At 56.4% G+C, this 18,018-nt stretch carries 15 protein-coding genes and 1 tRNA gene; 8 read left to right on the top strand and 8 right to left on the bottom strand.

Annotated elements, in window-relative coordinates; genetic code table 11:
• The first annotated feature begins 15 nt into the window (after positions 1-15).
• Positions 16-1,704 (top strand): VRR-NUC domain-containing protein, encoded by a 1,689-nt coding sequence (locus FFI90_RS07355; protein ID WP_425463096.1) that lies wholly within the window; start codon positions 16-18, stop codon positions 1,702-1,704.
• On the top strand, positions 1,701-3,965 hold the full coding sequence (locus FFI90_RS07350; RefSeq protein ID WP_144777302.1) for an ATP-dependent DNA helicase: 2,265 nt from the start codon (positions 1,701-1,703) through the stop codon (positions 3,963-3,965). The genes FFI90_RS07355 and FFI90_RS07350 overlap by 4 nt, the downstream gene beginning before the upstream one ends.
• A gap of 28 nt (positions 3,966-3,993) precedes the next feature.
• On the opposite strand, the gene FFI90_RS07345 is transcribed toward FFI90_RS07350, so the two are convergent.
• Entirely contained in the window at positions 3,994-4,365 is a 372-nt protein-coding gene (locus tag FFI90_RS07345) for a VOC family protein (protein WP_144777301.1), read from the bottom strand.
• A gap of 128 nt (positions 4,366-4,493) precedes the next feature.
• Between FFI90_RS07345 and FFI90_RS20405 the strand changes: the two genes are divergently transcribed.
• Together FFI90_RS20405 and FFI90_RS07340 are read left to right on the top strand one after the other, a co-directional pair.
• A complete protein-coding gene (locus tag FFI90_RS20405) occupies positions 4,494-4,616 on the top strand; it encodes a hypothetical protein (RefSeq protein ID WP_281288103.1) in 123 nt (40 codons plus the stop codon).
• 84 nt (positions 4,617-4,700) lie between these two features.
• On the top strand, positions 4,701-5,141 hold the full coding sequence (locus FFI90_RS07340; protein WP_144777300.1) for a DsrE family protein: 441 nt from the start codon (positions 4,701-4,703) through the stop codon (positions 5,139-5,141).
• Positions 5,142-5,231: 90 nt separating this feature from the next.
• Here the strand turns inward: FFI90_RS07340 and FFI90_RS07335 are convergent, their stop codons facing one another.
• The 3 genes from FFI90_RS07335 to FFI90_RS07325 form a co-directional block, all read right to left on the bottom strand.
• Complete coding sequence (locus tag FFI90_RS07335) at positions 5,232-5,837, bottom strand: cytochrome b/b6 domain-containing protein (protein ID WP_144777299.1); 606 nt, start codon at positions 5,835-5,837, stop codon at positions 5,232-5,234.
• Positions 5,834-7,444 (bottom strand): tetrathionate reductase family octaheme c-type cytochrome, encoded by a 1,611-nt coding sequence (locus tag FFI90_RS07330; RefSeq protein WP_222120497.1) that lies wholly within the window; start codon positions 7,442-7,444, stop codon positions 5,834-5,836. The genes FFI90_RS07335 and FFI90_RS07330 overlap by 4 nt, the downstream gene beginning before the upstream one ends.
• A gap of 61 nt (positions 7,445-7,505) precedes the next feature.
• The gene (locus tag FFI90_RS07325) at positions 7,506-8,054 is read right to left on the bottom strand and encodes a rhodanese-like domain-containing protein (RefSeq protein WP_246123426.1); all 549 of its coding nucleotides are present in this window, start codon (positions 8,052-8,054) and stop codon (positions 7,506-7,508) included.
• A gap of 166 nt (positions 8,055-8,220) precedes the next feature.
• On the opposite strand from FFI90_RS07325, the gene FFI90_RS07320 reads away from it, so the two are divergent.
• The 4 genes from FFI90_RS07320 to FFI90_RS07305 all read left to right on the top strand — a co-directional run bounded on the left by FFI90_RS07320 (position 8,221) and on the right by FFI90_RS07305 (position 14,773).
• Positions 8,221-9,786: a phospholipase D family protein gene (locus FFI90_RS07320; RefSeq protein WP_417543550.1), complete on the top strand. Its 1,566-nt coding sequence runs from the start codon at positions 8,221-8,223 to the stop codon at positions 9,784-9,786.
• Positions 9,787-9,895: 109 nt separating this feature from the next.
• Positions 9,896-10,894 carry an HlyD family secretion protein gene (locus FFI90_RS07315; RefSeq protein WP_144777298.1) on the top strand — a complete coding sequence of 333 codons (999 nt, stop codon included), beginning with the start codon at positions 9,896-9,898 and terminating at the stop codon, positions 10,892-10,894.
• On the top strand, positions 10,887-13,652 hold the full coding sequence (gene rbbA / locus FFI90_RS07310) for a ribosome-associated ATPase/putative transporter RbbA (protein WP_281288099.1): 2,766 nt from the start codon (positions 10,887-10,889) through the stop codon (positions 13,650-13,652). The genes FFI90_RS07315 and rbbA overlap by 8 nt, the downstream gene beginning before the upstream one ends.
• A 2-nt stretch (positions 13,653-13,654) precedes the next feature.
• Positions 13,655-14,773 (top strand): ABC transporter permease, encoded by a 1,119-nt coding sequence (locus FFI90_RS07305; RefSeq protein WP_144778264.1) that lies wholly within the window; start codon positions 13,655-13,657, stop codon positions 14,771-14,773.
• On the opposite strand, the gene FFI90_RS07300 is transcribed toward FFI90_RS07305, so the two are convergent.
• From FFI90_RS07300 to glyS, 4 genes are all read right to left on the bottom strand, one after another.
• The gene (locus tag FFI90_RS07300) at positions 14,770-15,117 is read right to left on the bottom strand and encodes a RidA family protein (RefSeq protein WP_144777297.1); all 348 of its coding nucleotides are present in this window, start codon (positions 15,115-15,117) and stop codon (positions 14,770-14,772) included. The two genes, FFI90_RS07305 and FFI90_RS07300, sit on opposite strands and share 4 nt — an antisense overlap.
• Positions 15,118-15,262: 145 nt before the next feature.
• Positions 15,263-15,339 (bottom strand) — tRNA-Pro (locus FFI90_RS07295).
• A gap of 24 nt (positions 15,340-15,363) precedes the next feature.
• Positions 15,364-15,933 (bottom strand): D-glycero-beta-D-manno-heptose 1,7-bisphosphate 7-phosphatase, encoded by a 570-nt coding sequence (gene gmhB / locus FFI90_RS07290; RefSeq protein WP_144777296.1) that lies wholly within the window; start codon positions 15,931-15,933, stop codon positions 15,364-15,366.
• 3 nt (positions 15,934-15,936) lie between these two features.
• Complete coding sequence (gene glyS, locus FFI90_RS07285) at positions 15,937-18,018, bottom strand: glycine--tRNA ligase subunit beta (protein ID WP_144777295.1); 2,082 nt, start codon at positions 18,016-18,018, stop codon at positions 15,937-15,939.

Raw genomic sequence — 18,018 nt, 5'->3', positions numbered from 1 at the left:
TTTGCTTTTATGAGTATGCACCTCCGGCCCGCCACGGCGGATCTCGAAAACCCCCTGTATTACCTGGAAAACATGGAAACGGTGGTGGCCTGGGTGGCTGATCACCACGCGGATCTGCTGCTGGAGTCGGAGCGTGCCTGCCTGCGCGGCTTTTTTGAGTTGCCGCGGCCGTCGCGAGCATTGCTAACCCGCATGGTGATGCGCAGGGGAGATCTGTTCCGTGCTGACAAGCTGAGTTATCCGGAACTGGAAAGCCCGGAAGCCGACGCACTGGAGGAGTTGATTGCTCACAGATGGCTGGATTCTGATCCTCTGCTCGCGTTGGATGAACTCTTCCGCCTGTTCACCCTGGCCGAACTGCGCCCCGCGTTTGCGCCGGTTCTGACGCAGGCGGGATTTGCCAAAAACCTGCCCAAAGCCCGCATACATGAAGCTTTGCAGGGCACCTTCACCGATGCTCGCACCTTGGCGGACTGGTTTGATCAAGCGATGGCCCCGGTAGTACGGGTCAATCAGATGGCGCTGTTCGACCGCGTTCGCCTGATGTTTTTCGGTAATCTGCGCCAAAGCTGGTCGGATTTTGTGTTGGTTGAGCTGGGCCATCACTGCTATGAACAGGTTGAGTTTACCCCCGAGGCGCGGGCATTTTCTCAGCGCTCCGAGGTGGATACCTATCTGGCCATGCACCACTGCCGCGAGAACCTGGATGCCGGTGTACCCGCCGCTGAGGTTTGGGCTGATATTCCTGCGGCCACGGACAATCCCTGGCTGACCAGCCGCCGGGATCGCCTGCTGCTTGAGCTGGGGCGGCAGGCTGAACGCCAAGGCGAGCGGGAACTGGCATTGCAGGCGCTGGATGCCAGCGGTCATCGCGAGGCACGCCTGAAGCAGCTGCGACTGCTGGAGCGGATGAAGAGATTTGAAGCAGCCTGGGACATCGCTGCACAGTGGGGAGATGCAGAGTTAAGCAACGCCGAAGCTCAGGGCCTGGCGCGCATAGTAAAACGGTTGGCAAAAAAAGTGGGCCAGTCAGTTCCGACGACGCCGGAGAACCCGGAAATCCGGGAGTTCACGCTGATCCTGCCACAAACCGGTGGCTCGGTTGAGATGGTGGTTCGGGATCACCTCTCTACGCCCGAGGCTCCGGTACTCTATGTCGAAAACACGCTCATCAACGGTCTGTTCGGGTTGCTATGCTGGCACACGATATTCAAAGCGATACCGGGTGCTTTCTTTCATCCGTTCCACACCGGGCCGGCGGATCTGGTGCGGGAAAGTTTTGTCAGCCGCCGGCAAGCCCAGTTTGATCAGTGTTTTGCTGCTTTGAATGATGGCAGCTACCGCCAGAAAATTCTGGCAACCTACGCCGCCAAACAGGGCATCACTAACCCTTTTGTGACTTGGCCGGTGCTGAATGAAGAGCTGCTGATTCTGGCACTGGACTGCATACCTGCCGCAGACCTCGGTGTTCTGTTTGAGCGGCTTTTGTTGAACATTCGCGAACATCGCAGTGGTTTTCCAGATCTTATAAGGTTTTACCCGGAGGTCGAGGAAAATAAGCCCCGTTATGAAATGATCGAAGTAAAAGGCCCGGGCGACCGGCTACAGGATCATCAAATCCGTTGGCTGCACTTCTTTGCCCACCAGGGCATTGCAGCCAGCGTGTGTTACCTGCGCTGGCAAGACAGCGGGGTAACGTCGTGAAGGTTGCGGTCAGAACCCTTTGTGAGTTTGCCGCCCGGGAGGGCGATCTGGACTTTCGCTACACCCCGGCGCCCAGTGCAGAAGAAGGCATCGCCGGTCACCAGGCCATTCAGGGTAAACGCGGATACGGTTACAAAAGCGAGTATTCACTTACCGGTGAGTGTATGGGGCTAAGCCTTTATGGTCGCGCCGATGTTTATAACCCGCACTCTGGCTTGTTAGAAGAGATCAAAACCCACCGTGGCGATGTATCCCGTATTCGACCGCACCAGCGGGCTTTGCACCGGGCCCAGCTAAGAGCCTACGGCGCTCTGCTCTGTCGACAGGAGAACCGCAAAACCCTGAAGCTGTCGCTGGTGTATTTTGACATCGGCAAAAACCGGGAAACACCGCTTACTGAAACCGCCAAGGCCGATGAGTTATGGCAGGAGCTGGAAGTCCTGTGCGGGCATTACCGGTTGTGGGCAGAACAGGAAGCCCATCACCGTGAACAGCGGGATATTCGCCTGGCGGGCCTGCGTTTTCCGTTTGCTGAGTTTCGTCCCCGCCAGCGTCAACTCGCCGAAACTGCATATAAAAACACCGTAAAAGGTGAAACCTTGCTGCTGGAAGCGCCCACGGGTTTGGGTAAAACCCTCGGCACTCTGTTTCCTGCACTTATGGCTATGCCCACAGCCAGGCACGACCGGCTGGCATACCTCACCTGTCGAAATACCGCCCGACAGCTGGCGGTGGATGCTGTGGAACGCTTGCGAGCCGCGCAGGACACGCCGCAGATCTGGCCCCTCCGTACTCTGGAGCTGGTGGCCAAAGCCGACGCCTGCGAGCATCCGGACAAAGCTTGCCATGGGGATTCCTGCCCGTTGGCCAAAGGCTTCTTTGATCGCCTGCCGGACGCCCGTGCCGAAGCTGCTCAGGCTGGCACAACACTTACGCAGGAGGTATTGGCGAAGATCGCCGCCGGCCACGGCATCTGCCCCTATTTTCTGGCCCAGGAAATGGCGCGCTGGTGTGATCTGATCATTGGGGATGTGAATCGGATGTTTGATCAATCTGCCCTGCTCCATGGCCTCACCCGGCAGAACAACTGGAAAACCGCCGTTCTCGTGGATGAAGCGCACAATCTGGTGGACCGCGGGCGCGGCATGTATTCGGTGCAGCTGGACCAGCAGCGGCTGCTGAAAGTGAGGAAAACCGCACCCAAAGCTCTGAAACCGCATCTGGACCGCGCGGCCCGAGCCTGGCAGGGTGTTATCCGTGATCAATCAGATAACAGCGATGGCCCGGTGTTTCTCGACAGCCTGCCCTCAGCGCTTACCGGCAGCCTGCTGGGGCTGGTGTCCGGGCTCACGGATTTTCTGGCAGACAACCCGCCGGATCTGGCACTTCAGGAAGTGCTGTTTGAATCAGTGGCGTTTATGAAGCTGGCGGATTCCTTTGGCGACCATTCCCTGTGTGAGTTTCGTCGCGAAGGCAGGGGCCGTGCCAGCCTGACCATCCAGAACCTGGTGCCAGCGGACTTCCTGCGTGACCGCTTTCAGGCAGCCGCCTCGGTACTGCTGTTTTCTGCCACTTTAAGCCCCGGTGTTTATTACCGGGATCTGTTGGGTTTGCCGGAGGACAGCCGTTTTATCTCCCTGCCCAGCCCGTTCAGTGCTGATCAGTTGCAGGTGCATTTCACACCAAAGATCAGTACCCGCCAGGCTCACCGTGAGGGGTCGGTATTACCCATCGCTACATTGATTGCCCAACAGTACCGGGCCCGCCCCGGGCACTATTTAGCGTTCTTCAGCAGTTTTAAGTATCTGAATGAAGTTAGCGAAGCGTTGGCTCGCCATGCTCCGGATGTGTCTCAGCGATCCCAGTATCCTGGAATGAGCCCACAACAGCGTAAGGAATTTCTGGCGGGGTTCCGTGAAGAGCCTGGCAGCGTGGCGTTCGCAGTTCTGGGCGGTGTGTTCAGTGAGGGAATCGACTTGCCGGGTGATCAATTGATCGGCGCCTTTGTCGCTACCTTGGGCTTACCGCCTTTTGATGCCTGGCACGAGATCCTCAAACATCGCCTGCACAAACGCTTTGGCGCCGGTTATGAGTACACCTATCTGATTCCGGGTTTGCAGAAAGTGGCCCAGGCTGCCGGCCGGGTGATTCGCACACCGGATGATCGGGGGGTGATCTGGCTGATAGACGATCGCTTTTTGCAGCCGCAGATTCGAGGGTTGTTACCGGGATGGTGGTTCGAAACCGAGGCCGCAGAGTAAAGCGGCCTCGGTTTCAGGCAGGGCTGAATCAGCCGAAGTGGAAGAAGGCCACTTTGTTGCCGTCCTGGTCTTTCAAGTAGGCACCGTAGAACTGGTCAGGAATGCGTTGCCCAGGCTCGCCATCACAGGTCGCACCCAGCTCAATGGCTTTCTTGTAGTAGGTATCAACCGCTTCTTTGGAGCCTGGCCAAAAAGCGAGCATATTGCCGTTACCGGGATGGTTTGGCGAGCCGTCGAACGGTGTGCAAACCGCCAGCATCGGCCCCTTCATGCTTTCGCCAATAAACGCAATGCGGCCCATGTCTAGCAGAAGCTTTGCGCCCATACCGCTCAGAAGCTCCGCGTAGAACTTCTTGGCTCTTTCCATATCGCTGACACCAATGGTGACGTATCCAATCATGCTTTATTCTCCTGTTTTGCGCTCTTGCCTGCGCAGTTGATTTTAAGTCGCTCACCGTTTCGAAACTGACAATCGTACTGTCGTCTGTATCGTTCAACATGTCCATTACAAACGAGCGGACGCTACGGGTGTCGAGAAGTTCCCGCCGGATCACCGCCGTGCTGGCTTTGCCAGCCATTCACGTCCCCCAGACCAAAGATGTTGGTGTGGCGCTTATGGCAGAGCATGTCGTCTTCCAGATCGAGCCATAAAGGTGACTTTGTCACTGAACAGAGCAGGCAGGCGGCCTATTCTGGATGTATACCACCGATGAACCGATACAGGAGCACTTCAAAATGATCAAATCACTCAAGGCACTTATCGCGGCGTCCGTAGTTGCTGTTGCCCCCATCAGCGCTCACGCAGGAGATCCGAAAATGGTTGAGGAAGTACTGGTGATTCTTTCAAGTGATTCCCTGCAAACTCAAGGCATGGCGATGGTTCTCTCCAACACCATGACCCAGCAGGGCGCCAAGGTGAACGTATTGCTGTGTGATAAAGCGGGCGACTTGGCCCTGAAGAGTTATGAAGCACCGGCATTGAAGCCGAAGGATGTAACCCCCGGCCAAATGTTGCGTGGTCTGCTAAAGCAGGGTGGCGTGGCCAACGTTTGCGCGCTGTACCTGCCAAACAGTGACTACAGCAAGAACGACCTGATTGAAGGTGTGGGTGTTGCAACTCCTCCGGAAATGGCAGGCCAGATGCTGAACCCTGCGATGCGGACCTTCACTTTCTGAGATTTCCTGACACAGCCCTGAGATATGAAAAAGCCGGCTCCTTGAACAGGGCCGGCTTTTTGTGGGTAGCACAAACACGAATTATCAGGATTATCCGGCAGGTTCGTCCAGATCCTCGTAGCCGGTCACCATGGGTTTGATGTGGCTGGTCAGGGTTTGTCCCATCGTAGTCATATACACATGAGCAATAATGAAAACCAGCATGGCAAAGGCTGCAGCGGTATGGACCAGTGCCACGGTCTCAAGGTTTAACGCCCCTGCAAGCAAGGCCGGCCAGTCGTTGTAAAACAGGTACAGCAGACCACTCACCCATATGATGGGTGAGATCACCAGTTTGAAGAACAGATAGGCCAGCCGCTGCAGCGGGTTGTGCTTGGCTTTACTGGTTTTGCGATAAGGGTGTTCAGCACCGGTAAAGGTGCCAATCAGGTAGTAATGCACCACCGCAAACAGTCCGTCTCGGGTGGGCACATACTGGCGCCATTCGCCGGTGGTTATGTGCCAGAAAATTGCAAACAGCCAGAGCACGATCAGTGACCAGGCCCCGATGGTATGCAGCCGCGTAGCGTCACCAAAACCCAGCAATGAATAGCTGCCGTGTATTTCAAAGCCGGTAATCAGCAGGCTGAAAATCAGCAAGGCCTGAAACCAGTGCCAGAAACGTTCAAAGCGTTTGAAGATCAGTACCCGGCTCATGATTGCTTCCTCCTTCTGAATACCACGCGAGCAAGGCCGTGGAGCACCACTCCGGCCAGGGTCAGTGCCACCGCCAGCCAGCCAATGCGATCCAGCCAGAGGTTGCCGCTATGTCCCGGCATATAGATGCCACCAATGCCCGCCAGGCGACTTTCTCCCGAATGGCAGGAGCCGCAACGCAGGGCCTGGTCTGCAGGCGGCACCATGTGGGTAATCGGCCAGTACATTTTGGTTTCCATGAAGTCGAAGTTGCCACTGAACGGCATGCCCGACATGTCGCTGGCAAATTTCAGGGCCTTGGGCCAGTCGTAGTTGCTCCAGAGCGACGAATCATCAGCGCCGAATACGTGAGTGGCCAGGAGTGTTTTGTGTTCGGTATCGAAAGGTTGTTTGCCGCGCATCAGCTTGAACGGCCAGATGCGTGAGCCTGGGTCGTTTGGTTCGCCATCCAGCCGGTTGATCTCCAGCGGCGGGTTATCGATGTCGAATTGTTCATCGACCATCGTGTACTCAACGGTGCCATCAAACCAGGCGTAGTATGGAACCACATTTTCACCGTGGCGGAAATCGCCCTTTTCGCTCAAGTAGCTCACGTGGCCCGCATCATCGTATGTGGCGACCGGTTTGCTGTTCTCGTCAAGCTTGCCAGCGGTGGACCAGTCCCACCACATCTTGGTTGGCACGCCACCCCGGGCAAAAGCGGGTACGTGGCAGGTCTGACACGCCAGCTTGTTCACGTGATCGTTCAGCTTTTCCCTGCCATGTGGTTCACCGCCATGGCAAGACTCGCAGCTCGCGCGGCTGAGATCGGTGTGGCCGGGGATATCAATGCCCAGAGTATCTTTCGCGTTCACCTGATAGCGGCTACCGGAAACACTGTGGCCCCAGGTTGAATGGCAGTCGGAGCAACTGAAATTGCCGCCGTCGGGGGACATGTGTACGTCGAGGGAACGGGCGGGCGACACCAGTGAAGAGTCGAGATCGCCGTGTTTTACACCGTCGCCACCGCCGCCGTAGAAGTGGCAGCTGCCGCAGTTAGCGCGGCCAGTGGCACCTACGTTCTGGGCTATGTCAGGTAGATCCGGCGGCTGGACCATCTTGCCGCTGCCTTTAGGCCATTCCCGGGGCACATAGGTCGGGTCGCCTGCGAGTGTGGGGAACTTCCAGTAATCGCCGGTTGTGTCGTGGCACACCAGGCAATCGACGGCAGAATCGGCTTCTGGCGGCGGCTGATTCATGTCCTTCCAGCCATAACCTACGTGACAGGAAGTACACCGGGGCTCATTGGTGACAGCCATACCGCAGAAGGAGTTGATAACCTTGTTTTTACCCAGCGTTTGCCCGGTTTCTTCGTGCTGGTAGAGCCAGGTCCAGTGGGTGGTTGCCTTGATTTGCCCGGCCGCCTCGGTGTGACACCTCAGGCAGGCTTCGGTTACCTGGCTGGCGGATTCAAATGGGCCTTTGAGGGATTTGAATTTGCTATGATCGGCGGTGGCGGGGGCGCGCTCAACCGCCGCCATTCCGGGGGAGCCAACCAGCATCAGCAGGACTGCCAGTATGCTTATCACCAAGTATGTGGCTGTGTGAGCCTTTGTCAGCTTGGCCATGACGTCCTCCCTATTTTTATCAGATTAAGGAATCGCCCGTGCCCTGCCAGCACAGCGGTTGTCAGGGCTGGTATATTTTTTCCGGATTAAGCTTCATGGACCAGGGCAAGCCCTCGTTCTGCCAGCCGTTAACAATCCTCATGCCGGCCTTTTTGCCCTCTTTTGAGCCACTACCCTGAAAGCCATGATCAATGTATTTCACGTTGCTGAAGCCGTGGTCCAGCAGATAGTCTGCGCTGGGTTTGCCGCGGGTGGAGCCGGAGCGGCACATGGTGACAATCAGGGCATCCTTGTTCAGCCGTTTATCCTTCAGGGCCTGCTCAACACTGGCCGCAAAGTCCGGGTTGGGGTTCATGGCAAATCGGCCTTTGTCTGCGAGAAATTTGCTTCGGTCGGCGAGCTTGAACGGAATGTTCGTGTCAACGGCGTCGGTGAAACCGATAAACATGATTTCTACCGGATCCCGCACATCAACGAACAGCATCTGGTCGCCCTGCTTCTTAACCAGGTCGTAAGTTTCCTGGGCGGTCAGGGACAGAGCTTCGCCTGCCGACGCCTGAAAGCTCAGCCCGAAGGTAATGAGAAATGTGGCCAATAAGAGCTTCATCATTTTTTCTCCGGAGGTCTAGGTAGAGCGAGGTGTAGCTTCGACCATACCCCTGAGAGGTGGAAGCCCCAATATTCGGCATAAGTTTATAAGTTCTAGTTTGACTAAGGTCAAAATAGCAACAGATGAGCTGCTACAATTAGTCATCTGATCAGTGGGAGTAACTCAATTGTCGAACTGGCTCAAGCGACGTTACCCGGGCGTGGTCTCCGTTCTGGCTGCTCTGCTGACCATAAGCGGATGCGCTTTACCTTCTATGGCTGATCGCACCGAGAGCTGGGCGGTGCCTGCTGAAAAAACAGCAGACACACGGCTAGGAAGCGCGATTGTTCCGCTGATAGAGGCACACCCAACCGAGAGCGGGATTGTGCTGCTTGAAAACGCCCACGATGCGTTCGCGGCGCGGGCGTTGTTGGCTGAAGGCGCCGACGCTACTTTGGATGTGCAGTACTACATCTGGCAATACGACATCACCGGCACCATGTTGCTTGATGTACTTTATCGGGCGGCGGAGCGAGGTGTTCGTGTTCGCCTTTTGCTGGATGACAACGGCATCTCAGGGCTGGATCAACCGCTCGCAGCGCTCGATACTCACCCGAATATAGAAGTACGCCTGTTCAATCCGTTTGTGGTGCGCAGCCCCAAGTGGATCGGCTACATAACCAGCTTCTCGCGCCTGAATCACCGCATGCACAACAAATCATTCACTGCTGATAACCAGGCAACCATCATCGGCGGGCGCAACGTTGCTGATGAGTATTTCGGAGCCGGTGAGGGTGCGCTGTTTGCGGATCTTGATGTATTGGTTATCGGACCGGTGGTGAGTGAACTTTCTGATGATTTTGATCGCTATTGGTCAAGTGCCTCGTCATACCCTGCTGCGACCATTCTGCCGGAGCCATCAGAGACGGATCTCGCACGGGTTGTTGAGACAGCGAGAGAATGCAATACCAGCTCAGAGGCGAGCAGGTATGTCTGTGCGGTGGCCGACTCAGAGTTTCTGAGAAACCTGCTGGCGGGCAACCTGGAGTTTACTTGGGCACCGGTCTCCATGGTCAGCGACGATCCCGCCAAGGTGCTGGGAAAAAAACCAAAGAACGGATTAATGAGCCGGCAACTGGCAGAAGCCATGGGGAGCCCCGAACGCTCGGTGACGCTGGTGTCACCCTATTTTATTCCCACCAAAGCCGGTGTTGAAATATTCCGTGGCCTGGAACGTAAAGGGGTTCACGTGCGTGTGCTGACCAACTCCCTGGAAGCCAACGACGTAGCCATGGTGCACGCCGGTTACGCGAAGTACCGCAAGCCGCTGCTGGAAGCAGGCGTGCAGCTGTTTGAGCTTCGCAAGTTACCTGGAAAGGAATCTGTGGAGCGTCAATTACAAGACAACCTGATGGGAAGCTCTTCCTCCAGTCTCCACGCCAAGACCTTTGCGGTTGATGGCGAGAACCTGTTCGTGGGTTCGTTTAACTTCGACCCCCGCTCGGTTCATATCAACACTGAGCTGGGCTTTGTTATTGAAAGCCCGGAGCTGGCCCAGGTGATGGAAAGCCATTTCGAAGAACAAGCCCTGATAACCGCGTATGAAGTGGTGCTGGACGACGGTGGCGATTTGCAGTGGATTGAGCGCAATGGTGAGGAAGTGATTCGGCACAGCAACGATCCGGGAACCGGGCCGTTTAAACGTATGCTGGTTTCGCTTTTCTCGTTTTTGCCTATCGAGCATTTGCTGTAGACATCGCGTGCCCTCTTGACGCGCGTCAGTGCGACACAAAAATCTGTTGTTATACTAGTAGCAACCTAATTTTGACTGCAATAACTCACGCCTGCACCAGGGAAGAACAATGTCCGGTTCACACTCCAAAGTTCGCCAGAAGCTTCTCATCACTCTTGTTGTTATCGCCGCGATTGCCATAGTCGCTTGGCAATTTGTGCCGGATAGCGACAGGCTTCCGGAACATATTGCCTCCGGGAATGGCCGTATAGAGGCTACTCAGGTAGACATTGCAACCCGGATTCCAGGCCGGCTGCAGAGTTTTTTTGTGGCTGAGGGCGACCTGATTGACGCCGGCAGTGCGGTGGCTGAAATGGATACCGACGAACTGCAGGCAACCATGGCTGCGGCTCAGGCTAACCTGAACCAGGCGGTAGAAGCCCAGAATCTGGCCGAAGCGATTGTTGTTCAGCGTGAAAGTGAACTCCGGCTGGCCCGGGCTGAATTAAGCCGGATGGAATCTTTGGTGGACAAAGGTCATGTCTCGCGTGAGCAGCTTGACCGTGCCCGTACTACTGCAGAAACCGGTGAAGCAGCGTTGCAGGCATCCAAGGTTCAGGTGGCGTCGGCGGGCGCGGGCATTGAAGCCGCGAAAGCCAGCATTCGTAAGGTTCAGACCACCATTGATGACAGCCACCTTATCAGCCCGATTGGTGGGCGGGTGCTGTACCGCCTGGCCGAGCCTGGTGAGGTGTTGGCGGCCGGAGGCAAGGTCGCAACGGTAATTGATGTTACTGATGTGTACCTCACCATTTTTCTGCCCACCGCGCAGGCCGGCAAGGTGCGGGTTGGATCCGAAGCCCGCATTATTCTGGATGCTCTGCCCGATTACGTGGTGCCGGCGGAAGTCAGTTTTGTTGCTGCCGAAGCCCAGTTTACCCCCAAGGCAGTGGAAACGCGCAGCGAACGTGAAAAGCTCATGTTCCGAGTGCGCATTCGCATTGATCCGGAATTACTGAAAGCCTACCGCGACAGGGTAAAAACCGGTGTGCCGGGAGACGCCTACGTGCGCCTGGATGAAAGCAAACCCTGGCCAGAAAATCTGCAGGTGACTTTGCCCAATGGCTGAGATGCAGAACCCGGGTATGGATGATATGCAGTGTGTGGCGCGGCTGGAGGCCGTCAGCCATATCTATGGCGGGCGCGAGGCCTTGCGGGACATCAACCTGAACTTGCCGGCCGGTTGTATGGTCGGGTTGATTGGTCCGGATGGTGTAGGTAAATCCACACTGCTGGGGCTGGTGGCCGGTGCCCGAAAACTGCAGCAAGGCACCTTGCAGGTACTGGGTGGCGATATGGCCGATTCCCGGTTTCGAAGAGAGGTATCACCGCGCATTGCCTATATGCCCCAGGGTCTTGGGGGTAATCTTTACCATACGCTCACGGTCGACGAGAACATTGGTTTTTTTGCCGATCTGTTTGGTCTTACCGGTGCGGCCAGAACCGAACAGGTTGACCGTTTACTGGATGCCACCGGGCTGCTGGATTTCCGCAACCGGCCAGCGGGCAAACTCTCCGGAGGCATGAAGCAGAAGCTGGGGTTGTGTTGTGCACTTATCCACAACCCGGAGCTGCTGATTCTTGACGAGCCCACCACCGGGGTGGATCCGCTCTCGCGGCAGCGTTTCTGGGATCTGATTGACACCATTCGCCAACAGCAGCCGTCCATGAGCGTGCTGGTGGCTACGGCTTATATGGAAGAAGCCGAGCGCTATGACTGGTTGGTTGCGATGGACGACGGCGCCATTCTTGCAACCGGGTCCCCAGCGGAGTTGAAGCAGAAAACGGCTACAAAAACCCTGGATGATGCATTTATTGCCCTGTTGCCAGACGATCGTCAGGAACCCGTATCCGGGGGAGGCAGTGAGTCACAACTGGTCAGGAATGCGGTTTTTTCGAATGATGTGCCGGCCATAGAAGCGCACAACCTGACTCTGCGTTTTGGCGATTTCACGGCGGTGAAAAACGTCAGCTTTACCATTCCTAAAGGCGAGATTTTCGGCTTCCTGGGCTCCAACGGTTGCGGCAAGACCACCACCATGAAAATGCTCACGGGCCTGCTGACACCTTCCGAGGGCGAGGTTTCGCTGTTCGGCTCGCCACTGGATGCCAGAGATCTGACTACGCGCCAGCGTGTTGGTTATATGTCCCAGTCGTTCTCGCTCTATAGCGAGTTGACCGTGCGCCAGAACCTGGAGCTGCACGCCCGCCTGTTCCACCTGCCGCCGGAGCGTATTGAGCCCAGGCTGGATGAACTCACTCAGGATTTTGGTCTTGCGGATGTGATGGAGGAATTCGCCGGCAATCTGCCTTTGGGGGTCCGCCAGCGTCTGTCTCTGGCCGTCGCGGTGGTGCATTCACCGGAACTCTTGATTCTTGACGAGCCCACTTCCGGAGTCGACCCCGGTGCCCGAAACCGCTTCTGGAAACTGTTGCTGCGTCTGTCCAGGGAGGACGGCGTCACCATTTTTATCTCTACTCACTTCATGAACGAAGGTGAGCGTTGCGACAGGATTTCCCTCATGCATGCCGGCGAAGTGCTGGCCTGCGATACGCCTGCGGCGTTGGTCCGGGACGCTCAGGCTGAAAACCTTGAAACCGCATTTATGAAGACCCTTGAGGCAGTGGACAAAGAGCCGCAGAGCCGTGGTGATGGCAGGGTTCTGAGTGCGGACAGCTCATCGCCCCAGCGTCACAGTGCCTTCAGCCTGAGGCGGCTGCTGGCCTATGGTCGGCGTGAATCAAGGGAGCTTCTACGCGATCCTATTCGCATGGCTTTTGCCTTCGTTGGCTCGGCACTGCTGATGATGATCCTGGGCTATGGTATTACGCTGGATGTGGAAGATCTCTCTTTTGCTGTTCTGGATCAGGACCAGAGCCCCCAGAGCCAGGACTACATCACGGCGGTTTCTGGTTCACGGTATTTTGTGGAGCAACCTCCGATTGCAACCATGGCTGAGCTGGAACAACGCATGATATCCGGCGAGCTCAGCCTGGCGCTCGCATTCCCCCCGGAGTTTGGTAAGGATCTGAAAAGTGGCCGGCCCACAGAGATAGCTGTCTGGATAGATGGCGCCATGCCGTTTCGTGGCGAGACCATTCTTGGCTACATTCAGGGCCTGCATCTAAGTTATTTTGAGGATCTGATTCTGCGCACTTATGGCACTGTGCCGGATCTGAGCCTGGTCTCCATAAAAACCCGCTATCGGTATAATCAGGAGTTCCGCAGCCTGGATGCCATGGTGCCTGCGGTTATCCCCATTCTGTTGATCTTTATTCCGGCGATTCTCATGGCTCTGGGCATTGTGCGAGAGAAAGAGCTGGGCTCCATCACCAACCTGTATGTTACCCCGGTATCCCGGCTGGAATTTCTTCTGGGCAAGCAACTGCCCTACATCGGGTTCAGTATGGTGAGCTATGCGAGCCTGGTTTTGCTGGCAATATTCCTGTTCGACGTACCCATCAAGGGCGGTGTGCTGACTTTGACTCTCGGCGCCCTGCTCTTTGTTACGGCGACGACTGCCCTGGGCCAGGTAATCTCGGCTTTCGCTTCTACACAGATTGCTGCACTGGCGGCTACCGCCATTATTACGATCCTGCCGACGGTGCAGTTTTCCGGCGTCACTGAACCCGTATCTGCGTTGGAAGGTGCTGCTGCGATCATTGGCCAGTTCTGGCCCGCCACCTGGTTTCTGGAGATCTCTCGGGGTGTGTTTACCAAAGGGCTGGCCTTTGGTGATCTGCAACATGCCTTCCTGATACTGGCGGCGTTTATTCCCGTGCTTACGTTTTTGGCCGTGGCCTTACTCCGGAAACAGGGGCGCTGATGATGGAATCTCTCGGAACTATCTGGAACCTCGGTGTTAAAGAGCTGCGCAGCGTGTGGCATGACAAGGTTTTGCTGATCTTTGTGTTGCTGGCTTTCACTTTGATTATCTATACCGCTGGCTCTGCGGGCTCCATGGAACTGCACAATGCGCCTGTGGCAGTGGTTGACGAAGATCAGACAGCGCTGTCCGGCCACGTTATAGACTCGCTGCAAGAGCCCTGGTTTCTGGAGCCTGATCTCGTTGCTTTTGATCAGGTTGACGAGCTGCTGGACCAGGGTACTCATACCTTCGCCCTGATCATTCCGGAAGGCTTTGAGCGGGACGTGCGCAGTGGAAAAGTCTCCGGTCTGCAGCTGGATATCGATGCCACGCGAATGACACAGGCGTTTATCGGCGCCAGCTACATTGAGCAGATCATTACCACGGAGGTGGCGGAATATCTCGAGACAGGAAGCTCTGCAAGCTCGCTTCCGGTAGAGCTGGTTACCAGGGTAAGCTTTAATCCAAACCTTGACGGCACCTGGTTTGGCGGCGTTATGGAGCTGATTACCCAGATTACCCTGATCAGCATTATCCTGACCGGCGCCGCACTGATCCGTGAGCGCGAACATGGCACAGTAGAGCATCTTATGGTGATGCCCGTGCGGCCTTTCGAGATTATGGCTGCCAAGGTCTGGGCGAATGGTCTGGTGGTTATGCTGGCGGCGATTCTGGCCATCACTATTGTGATCCAGGACGTGCTTGCCGTGCCCGTGCAGGGTTCGGTTTTATTGTTCCTGTTCGGCACTTTGATTCATCTGTTTTCCACCACTGCGATCGGTATCCTGATTGGCACGGTGGCGCGCACCATGCCGCAGTTTGGCTTGCTGCTGATCCTCACCATTCTACCGCTGCAACTGCTTTCTGGCGGTATTACGCCAAGAGAAAGCATGCCGGATCTGGTACAGAATATTATGCTGGCGGCACCCACTACACATTTCGTGAGTATGGCTCAGGCCATACTGTATCGGGGTGCAGGACTGGACGTGGTGTGGCCGCAAATGCTGGCGCTGGCCGGTATCGGTGTAGTGGTCTTCAGCACAGCGCTGGCGCTGTTCCGACGGCATCTGGCCGTTTAACAGGCGGCAACGACCGAGATTTCTACCAGCAGCTCCGGTGATGCCATCTGAGCCTGCACACAGGCCCGTGCCGGGGCCTCCCCTTGGGGTACCCAGTTATCCCATACGTCGTTTAAAGCTTTGAAGTCAGACATATCCGCAAGGTAAATCGTCGCGGACAGGATCTTGTCGCGGCCTGACCCAATGCTCTCCAGAAGCTCATCTACTTTTTCCAGCATGCCAGTTACTTGAGCATGAATGTCGCCATGCCTGTCCTTGGCAACCTGTCCACACAGATAAGCCGTGCCATTGTGCTTTACGATTTTGCTCATGCGGCTGCTGGTTGAAATGCGTTCTATAGCCATGGATGTTGCCTTAATGAAAGTGGGAGGAATTTGTCGTTAGTCGCAACTCATCAAACTCCAGAATACCGGGTTTGTGTGCCAAAGGCGTACCCAACCAGAAACGAAAAAGGGCCCATCCGAAGATGCGCCCTAAGTCGTTGAATTCTGGTCGGCGTGGCAGGATTCGAACCTGCGACCCCTTCGTCCCGAACGAAGTGCGCTACCAAGCTGCGCCACACGCCGATTAACCGCCGGTATTATACGGGTTCACTTGTTTTTTACCAGCCCAGGACCTGATAAAAAGGCATCCGCAAATGCACTGAGATCGTTGTATATCGCCACGCTGGCGCCGGGAATCGGGCGGGCTTTCAGGTGATATTCAGTATCCGCGCCATTGCCAGTTCGGACCAGTACGGGTTGGCAGCCTTCAGCAAAGCCGGCCTCCAGATCCTTGCGGCTGTCACCGACCATAACGGCGCCGTTCAGGGTGTCGAGATGGAGATGATCACGGATTTGTTCCAGCAAGCCGGTGAGTGGCTTGCGACAACGGCAACCATCGTCGGGATGGTGCGGGCAGTAGGCAATGAAACTGATATGTCCGCCCTGCGCTTCCAGCAATCGTTCCAGTTTTTCGTGCATCGCATCCAGCACGTCGGTGCTGTAGTAGCCCCTGGCGATACCTGACTGGTTGGTTGCGATGGCAATACTGTGGCCGGCTTTGCAAAGCCGGGCCACCGCCTCAATACTGCCGGGAATGGGTTGCCACTCATCAACAGAGCATATGTAATCGCCATCGTACTCGTTGATGACCCCGTCCCGGTCGAGGATGATCAGCATCGGTCAGCCAGCAGCGGGCAGCAGTGAGATATCTGCAACGCGCAAGAACAGGTTGTGCAGGCGGTTCAGCAGCGCAAGGCGGTTGTCCCGTACGGCGTCATCCTCTGCCATCACCATCACTTCGTTGAAGAAGCTGTCTACCGGCTCCTGAAGGCTTGCCAGTGATCGCAGTGCGCTGGCGTAATTGCCTTGCTCAAAAAGCGGAAGCACCTTCTCGGCTTGCTGGTTTACCTGCGTTGCCAGAGTTTTCTCGGCCGCATCCTGCAGAAGGTCGCTGTTGACGGTTTCACCTACGTGTTCTCCAGCTTGCTTGGACAAGATGTTGGAAACCCGCTTGTTGGCACCGGCAAGAGCCAGGGCTTCTGGCAGCTGGCGGAAGGCTTCCACGGCCTTCACCCGGCGGTCGAAGTCCAGCGGACGGGTCGGGCGACGGGCGTGAACAGCCAGATACACTTCAGCACCAATGCCGCGCTCATCGTAGTAAGCCCGGAACCGGTCCAGCATGTAATCAACAACGGTGGAGGCGGTATTCTCTTCGGTCAGCCCGGTGAAGTTTTCTTCCGCCCACTCGCAGCATGTCTGCAGATCAAGCGGCAGCTCCCGTTCGATGATGATGCGCAGTACTCCCAGGGAAGCTCTGCGCAGGGCGAATGGGTCTCGTGTGCCGGAGGGCGGTTGGCCAATGCCAAAAAGCCCTACCAGTGAATCCAGACGATCTGCGATGGCGAGGGCACAGCTTGTGAGCGTGGTGGGCAGGCTGTCTTTGGCAAAGCGCGGCATGTACTGCTCGTTCATGGCCTTTGCTACATCGGCTGGCTCGCCGTCATTGGCTGCATAGTACTGGCCCATGATGCCCTGAAGGTCGCTGAACTCCAGTACCATCTCCGTCACCAGGTCGGTCTTGGCCAGCATGGCGGCACGCTCGGCCAGGGCTGAGTCACTGCCAATCGCTGAAGCGATTCTCCCGGCCAGCGCGGCGACGCGAACGGCTTTGTCGTAAACGCTGCCGAGCTTGTCCTGGAAGACAATCGGCTTTAGCCTTTCGATACGGTCTTCCAGGCGGATTTTACGGTCGGTCTCATAGAAGAACGCAGCGTCTGAGAGGCGCGGGCGAATCACCTTTTCATTACCTGAGATAACCTGAGAAGGGTCTTTGCTGTCAATGTTGGCAACGGTTATAAACAGAGGCAGCATTGCGCCATCGGTACCCACCACGTGGAAGTACTTTTGGTGTTCAGCCATAGAGGAAATCAGGGCCTCTGAAGGCACTTTCAGGAACCGCTTGTCGAAGCGGCCCATCAGCGGCACTGGCCACTCGTTCAGGCCAGTGACCTCGTCGAGAAGATCTTCATCAATGACTGCTTTAGCACCGGCTTCGGTCTCGGCAAGGGCACTGACACCAGTGCGGATCTGTTCACGGCGCTTGGCGAAATCAGCAATCACATAACCTTCCTGCTCCAGGACAACTTCGTAATCCGCAGGTGTTGGAATGATCAGTGCTTTCGGGCAATGGAAACGATGGCCCCGGGTTTTGTTGCCTGGAGTCAGGCCCATGATGGGCGCATCAATGACCTTGTTGCCAAACAGCATTACCAGCCAGTGCACAGGCCGGACAAACTCTGTGCGGTGGGCGCCCCAGCGCATACGCTTTGGAATCGGCAGTGACGCCAGCGACTGCTCAACCAGCCCGGACATCAGGTCTACAGTAGGCTTGCCCTGCTCTACGGTGCGATAGACCAGCCAGGCACCTTTATCGGTTTCCAGGGTGTCGAGCTGATCCGGGGTTACGCCCAGAGACGTCGCAAAACCGGTAAGAGCCCGGGTCGGGTTGCCGGAATCATCGAAGGCAGCTTTGACTGCCGGGCCACGCTTTTCAACGGGCTTGTCGGGTTGCGCATCGGCGAGGTCACGTATGCGAACCGCCAGGCGGCGTGGTGCGGCAAAGGCTTCTACCTTGCCAAACTCGATGCCCGCGTCTTCCAGGCCCTTGGTGATACCCTGAGTGAATGCTTCAGACAGCGGCTTGAGTGCTTTCGAGGGCAATTCTTCGACGCCCAGTTCGACCAGAAAATCCTGCTTTGCCAT

It is taken from the genome of Marinobacter maritimus, assembly GCF_007671675.1.
Classification (GTDB): Bacteria; Pseudomonadota; Gammaproteobacteria; order Pseudomonadales; family Oleiphilaceae; genus Marinobacter; species Marinobacter maritimus.
Note: the sequence above shows the minus strand (reverse complement) of the source record. Positions and strands in the feature narration are given on the sequence as shown.

Excerpts from the sequence above, each read along its gene's own strand:
- FFI90_RS07355 (WP_425463096.1), top strand. The coding sequence starts at position 16 with ATGCACCTCCGGCCCGCCACGGCGGATCTCGAAAACCCCCTGTATTAC.
- FFI90_RS07345 (WP_144777301.1), bottom strand. The coding sequence starts at position 4,365 with ATGATTGGATACGTCACCATTGGTGTCAGCGATATGGAAAGAGCCAAG.
- FFI90_RS07340 (WP_144777300.1), top strand. The coding sequence starts at position 4,701 with ATGATCAAATCACTCAAGGCACTTATCGCGGCGTCCGTAGTTGCTGTT.
- FFI90_RS07335 (WP_144777299.1), bottom strand. The coding sequence starts at position 5,837 with ATGAGCCGGGTACTGATCTTCAAACGCTTTGAACGTTTCTGGCACTGG.
- FFI90_RS07330 (WP_222120497.1), bottom strand. The coding sequence starts at position 7,444 with ATGGCCAAGCTGACAAAGGCTCACACAGCCACATACTTGGTGATAAGC.
- FFI90_RS07325 (WP_246123426.1), bottom strand. The coding sequence starts at position 8,054 with ATGATGAAGCTCTTATTGGCCACATTTCTCATTACCTTCGGGCTGAGC.
- FFI90_RS07315 (WP_144777298.1), top strand. The coding sequence starts at position 9,896 with ATGTCCGGTTCACACTCCAAAGTTCGCCAGAAGCTTCTCATCACTCTT.
- rbbA (WP_281288099.1), top strand. The coding sequence starts at position 10,887 with ATGGCTGAGATGCAGAACCCGGGTATGGATGATATGCAGTGTGTGGCG.
- FFI90_RS07305 (WP_144778264.1), top strand. The coding sequence starts at position 13,655 with ATGGAATCTCTCGGAACTATCTGGAACCTCGGTGTTAAAGAGCTGCGC.
- FFI90_RS07300 (WP_144777297.1), bottom strand. The coding sequence starts at position 15,117 with ATGGCTATAGAACGCATTTCAACCAGCAGCCGCATGAGCAAAATCGTA.
- gmhB (WP_144777296.1), bottom strand. The coding sequence starts at position 15,933 with ATGCTGATCATCCTCGACCGGGACGGGGTCATCAACGAGTACGATGGC.
- glyS (WP_144777295.1), bottom strand. The coding sequence starts at position 18,018 with ATGGCAAAGCAGGATTTTCTGGTCGAACTGGGCGTCGAAGAATTGCCC.